4 protein-coding genes and 1 pseudogene are annotated in these 5,386 nt (G+C 59.5%); all 5 read left to right on the top strand.

From position 1 onward, the window contains the following. Positions 1–330: pseudogene (locus Q0341_RS03060) on the top strand (NADH-quinone oxidoreductase subunit D); the annotation flags it as partial. Further along, positions 327–815, top strand: coding sequence for an NADH-quinone oxidoreductase subunit NuoE (gene nuoE, locus Q0341_RS03055; protein WP_299510468.1), 489 nt, complete (start codon positions 327–329; stop codon positions 813–815). The pseudogene Q0341_RS03060 and the gene nuoE, both read left to right, overlap by 4 nt. Next, complete coding sequence (gene nuoF, locus Q0341_RS03050) at positions 815–2,215, top strand: NADH-quinone oxidoreductase subunit NuoF (protein WP_299510466.1); 1,401 nt, start codon at positions 815–817, stop codon at positions 2,213–2,215. Before nuoE ends, nuoF begins: the two co-directional genes overlap by 1 nt. Beyond that, positions 2,208–4,319 carry an NADH-quinone oxidoreductase subunit NuoG gene (nuoG, locus tag Q0341_RS03045; RefSeq protein ID WP_299510465.1) on the top strand — a complete coding sequence of 704 codons (2,112 nt, stop codon included), beginning with the start codon at positions 2,208–2,210 and terminating at the stop codon, positions 4,317–4,319. Before nuoF ends, nuoG begins: the two co-directional genes overlap by 8 nt. Next, positions 4,316–5,386 (top strand): NADH-quinone oxidoreductase subunit NuoH (gene nuoH, locus Q0341_RS03040; RefSeq protein ID WP_299510464.1); only part of this gene is annotated, 1,071 nt, incomplete at its 3' end. The genes nuoG and nuoH, both read left to right, overlap by 4 nt.

The raw sequence follows: 5,386 nt of genomic DNA, 5'->3' as shown, positions 1-5,386 counted from the left end.
CCGGTCATCACCGACAACCACAAGATCGCGCCGCCTGCGCGTGAAGGCATGAAGACCAACATGGAAGACTTGATTCACCATTTCAAGCTCTTCACTGAAGGTTTTCATGTGCCCGAAGGCGAGGCCTACGCTGCTGTCGAGCACCCCAAAGGTGAGTTCGGCATCTACATGGTGAGCGATGGGGCCAACAAGCCCTACCGCCTCAAAATTCGCGCCCCGGGCTTTGCCCATTTGGCCACCCTCGATGAAATGGCCCGTGGCCACATGCTGGCCGATGCGGTCGCGATCATCGGGACCATGGACATCGTTTTTGGAGAGATTGACCGATGATCTCTGAGTCAACACAAGCACGCTTTGCGCGTGAAGTCGCCAAGTTCCCTGCAGACCAAAAGCAGTCGGCCGTCATGGCCTGCTTGGCTATCGTGCAGCAAGAACTCGGCTGGGTCAGCCCCGACAGCGAGCAGGTCGTGGCCGATTACTTGGGCATGCCGGTGATGGCGGTTCACGAAGTGACCACCTTCTACAACATGTACAACCAAAAGCCGGTGGGCAAGTTCAAGCTGAACGTTTGCACCAACCTGCCTTGCCAGTTGCGTGGTGGCCAAAAAGCGCTGGAACATCTGGAGCAAAAACTGGGCGTGCAGGTGGGCGAGACCACCGCCGACGGCCTGTTCACATTGCAGCCCAGCGAGTGCCAAGGCGCTTGTGCCGATGCACCGGTGTTGTTGGTCAATGACCGCCACATGTGCAGCTTCATGAGCAACGACAAGCTCGACCAATTGGTCGAGAGCCTCAAGAAAGCGGAGGCAGTGTGATGAACGTCGAACAAATTCTCACCCAGTTCCAAGCCAACGGCGTGGAATCTTGCTTCCATGACCGCCACATCAATCCGCAAATCTATGCCGGTTTGAATGGCACGAACTGGGGCATCAAAGACTACGAAGCGCGCGGGGGCTACGAGGCCTTGCGCAAAATTTTGGGCAAAGACGGTTCTGAGCCCAATGCCGAGACCGGCGTTGCAGGCATGACCCAAGACCAGGTGATTGCCACCGTCAAAGAGTCCGGTTTGCGCGGTCGCGGCGGTGCGGGCTTCCCGACGGGTCTGAAGTGGAGCTTCATGCCCCGCCAGTTCCCCGGTCAAAAGTATTTGGTGTGCAACTCGGACGAAGGCGAGCCGGGTACATGCAAAGACCGCGACATCATGGAGTACAACCCCCACACGGTGATCGAAGGCATGATCATCGCGGCTTATGCCATGGGCATCAGCGTGGGTTACAACTACATCCACGGTGAAATTTTCCACACCTACGAACGCTTTGAAGCGGCTTTGGATGAAGCCCGCGCAGCTGGCTATTTGGGTGACAACATCATGGGCAGTTCGTTCAGCTTTCAGCTGCACGCCTCGCACGGTTTTGGCGCTTACATCTGCGGCGAAGAAACCGCTTTGCTCGAATCACTCGAAGGCAAAAAAGGCCAGCCCCGTTTCAAGCCACCGTTTCCCGCCAGCTTTGGCCTGTACGGCAAGCCCACCACCATCAACAACACCGAAACCTTCGCAGCAGTGCCCTGGATCATCCGCAACGGTGGACAGGCTTACCTCGAATGCGGCAAGCCCAACAACGGTGGCACCAAAATCTTCTCGGTCAGCGGTGACGTGGAGCGCCCCGGCAACTACGAAGTGCCCATGGGTACGCCGTTCTCCAAGCTGCTCGAACTAGCCGGTGGCGTGCGCGGTGGTCGCCAACTCAAAGCCGTGATCCCGGGCGGATCTTCATCGCCCGTCGTGCCTGCCGAGTTGATGATGAAGCTCACCATGGACTACGACAGCATCGCCAAAGAAGGCGGCTCGATGTTGGGTTCAGGCGCAGTGATCGTCATGGACGAGACGCGCTGCATGGTCAAGGCTTTGGCGCGTTTGTCTTACTTCTACTCGCACGAGTCTTGCGGTCAGTGCACCCCTTGCCGTGAAGGCACGGGCTGGCTCTATCGCATGGTCGACCGCATTGAACACGGCCAAGGCCGTGCCAGCGACATCGACATGCTCGACAGCGTGGCTGGCAACATCATGGGCCGCACGATTTGCGCCTTGGGCGACGCAGCGGCCATGCCCGTGCGCGGCATGCTCAAGCATTTCCGTCACGAATTTGTACACCTCATCGAGCACAAGACCTCCATGGTCAACGCCGATGCAACAGCGGTGAAGACCCATGGTTGAAATAGAACTCGACGGTCAGAAAGTGGAAGTTGCCGAAGGCAGCATGGTCATGCATGCCGCCGAAAAAGCGGGCACCTACATCCCCCATTTCTGCTACCACAAGAAACTCTCCATAGCGGCCAACTGCCGCATGTGCCTGGTCGAGGTTGAAAAGGCCCCCAAGCCCATGCCCGCCTGCGCCACGCCCGTGACACAAGGCATGATCGTGCGCACCAAGAGCGACAAAGCCATTGCGGCACAAAAGTCGGTCATGGAGTTTTTGCTGATCAACCACCCGCTCGATTGCCCGATTTGCGACCAAGGCGGTGAGTGCCAGTTGCAAGACTTGGCTGTGGGTTATGGCGGCAGCCGCTCGCGTTACGAAGAAGAAAAGCGCGTGGTGTTCCACAAAGAAGTCGGCCCGCTGATCTCGATGGAAGAGATGAGCCGCTGCATCCACTGCACACGCTGCGTGCGCTTCGGCCAAGAAGTGGCCGGTGCCATGGAGTTGGGCATGTCCCACCGTGGTGAGCATGCTGAAATCGAAACCTTCTTGGGCCAGACGATCGACTCCGAGCTGTCGGGCAACATGATCGACATCTGCCCCGTGGGCGCGTTGACCAGCAAGCCGTTCCGCTATCACGCCCGCACTTGGGAGTTGTCGCGCCGCAAGTCGGTGGCTGCACACGACTCCTCAGGTGCCAACCTGATCGTGCAGGTCAAGAACAACCAGGTCATGCGTGTCGTACCCCTGGAAAACGAAGACGTCAACGAGTGCTGGATTGCTGACCGTGAGCGTTTCTCGTACGAGGCCTTGAATGGTCCTGAGCGCCTGACCCAGCCCATGCTCAAGCAGGGCGGTGAGTGGAAAACCGTTGATTGGCAAACAGCCCTCGAATACGTGGCCAATGGCTTGCGCAACATCCAACGTGACCATGGCGCCAGCAGCATTGGCGCTTTGGTCAGCCCGCACAGCACCGTGGAAGAGTTGTATTTGGCCGGTGCTTTGATGCGCGGCCTGGGCTCTGACAACATTGATTACCGTCTGCGCAACGCCGAATTCGGCGCAGCTGAAGGCGTGCGCACTCTGGGTACATCGATCGCATCGCTGAGCACACTGCAGCGCGTTTTGGTCGTGGGCTCCAACCTGCGCAAGGACCACCCGCTGTTTGCACTGCGTGTGCGCCACGCTGTGCGTCATGGCGCTCAGCTGAACGTGGTCACCGACCCAGCGGCATTCAGCCACGCCGATGCTTGGGCCATGCCTGTGGCCAACGCGGTGGTGACCGATGCGTTTGCATGGGCCCAAACCCTGGCCGATCTGGCCGTGGCCATTGCCGCCGAAAAAGGCGTGGACGCACCGTGCGCGGGCACGGCGACTGCGCAGGCCCAAGCCATGGCCAAGTCCTTGTTGGGTGGCGAGCGCAAAGCCCTGTTGTTGGGCAACGCCGCTGCTCACCATGGCAATGCCTCGACTCTGTTGGCTTTGGCCAACTGGATTGGCGCACAAACCGGTGCCAGCGTGGGTTACCTGACCGAAGCGGCCAACACCGTGGGCGCGCAGTGGGTGGGTGCCCAGCCACAAACCGGTGGCAAGCATGCAGGCCAGATGTTGGCCGGTGGCCTCAAAGCGGCCCTCTTGCTCAACACTGAGCCCGAGTTCGACAGCGCAGCAGGTGCTGCAGCGGCCAAGGCCCTGGGCCAGGCCGAGATGGTCGTCACGCTCAGCCCTTTCAAGGCCAACATGGCCTTCAGCGACGTGCTCTTGCCCATCGCGCCATTCACTGAAACGTCTGGTTCCTTTGTCAACGCAGAAGGGCGTCTGCAAAGCTTCCATGCCGTGGTCAAGCCTTTGGCTGAAACCCGTCCTGCCTGGAAAGTGTTGCGCGTGCTGGCCAATCTGCTCGAGATTCCGGGTGTGGCCTTCGAGACCTCGCAAGACGTGTTGGCCCGCGCCACGGCCCAGCCCTTGGCGGCATCGAACACCACGCGTGCCGCGATCAACCTGTCGGGCACCACCACGCCTGCGCCATCGGTCGCTTCGATTTACCAGCTCGATGGCACTGTGCGCCGCGCACCGTCTTTGCAGTTGACCGCAGACGCCCGCCAGGAGGTGACCTCATGATTGACGCAATGTACAACGGCGGCCTGAATTTGGTCGCTGCCAGCTGGTGGGCCACGTTGGTTTGGCCGGTTTTGTGGATCTTGCTCAAGATCGTTGCGATCCTCGCGCCGCTGATGGGTGCGGTGGCTTACCTGACGCTGTGGGAGCGCAAGCTCTTGGGCTTCATGCAAGTGCGCCACGGCCCCAATCGCGTGGGTCCGTTTGGTTTGTTGCAGCCCATTGCCGATGCGCTCAAGCTGCTGACTAAGGAATTGATCAACCCGACAGCGGCCAGCCCCGGCTTGTTTCGCCTGGGCCCGATCATGGCCATCATGCCGGCGCTGGCCGCCTGGGTCGCTATTCCATTCGGCCCCGAGCAGGCACTGACCAACATCAATGCCGGCTTGCTGCTGGTGATGGCGATCACTTCGATTGAGGTGTACGGCGTGATCATCGCGGGCTGGGCATCGAATTCCAAGTACGCCTTTTTGGGTGCGCTGCGTGCATCGGCCCAAATGGTGAGTTACGAAATCGCCATGGGCTTTTGCTTCTTGGTGGTCTTGATGGTCTCGGGCAGCATGAACCTGACCGAAATCGTGTTGGCGCAAGGCAAGGGCGCTGCCGCCGACATGGGCTTGAGCATCTTCTCTTGGAACTGGCTGCCTTTGTTGCCTATCTTTATCGTCTACCTGATCTCGGGCGTGGCCGAAACCAACCGTCACCCGTTTGATGTGGTCGAAGGCGAAGCCGAGATCGTGGCCGGTCACATGGTCGAATATTCGGGCATGGGCTTTGCGATCTTCTTCTTGGCCGAATACGCCAGCATGTGGCTCGTGTCCATTCTGGCCGTGATCATGTTCTTGGGCGGTTGGTTGTCGCCCATCGACCATGCCTTGTTCAACATGGTGCCAGGCTGGATTTGGCTGGGCCTGAAGACCTTCATGGTCGTGTCCATGTTCATCTGGATTCGCGCCACCTTTCCGCGCTTCCGTTACGACCAGATCATGCGTCTGGGCTGGAAGATCTTCATCCCCGTCACCTTGGTGTGGCTGCTGGTCGTCGGCGCGTGGTTGCACTCGCCGTGGAAC

Origin of the sequence: uncultured Limnohabitans sp., assembly GCF_937889215.1 — a bacterium.
Taxonomy (GTDB): Bacteria; Pseudomonadota; Gammaproteobacteria; order Burkholderiales; family Burkholderiaceae_C; genus Limnohabitans_A.
The sequence above is the reverse complement of the archived record's forward strand: the minus strand, read 5'-3'. Positions and strand labels throughout refer to the sequence as shown.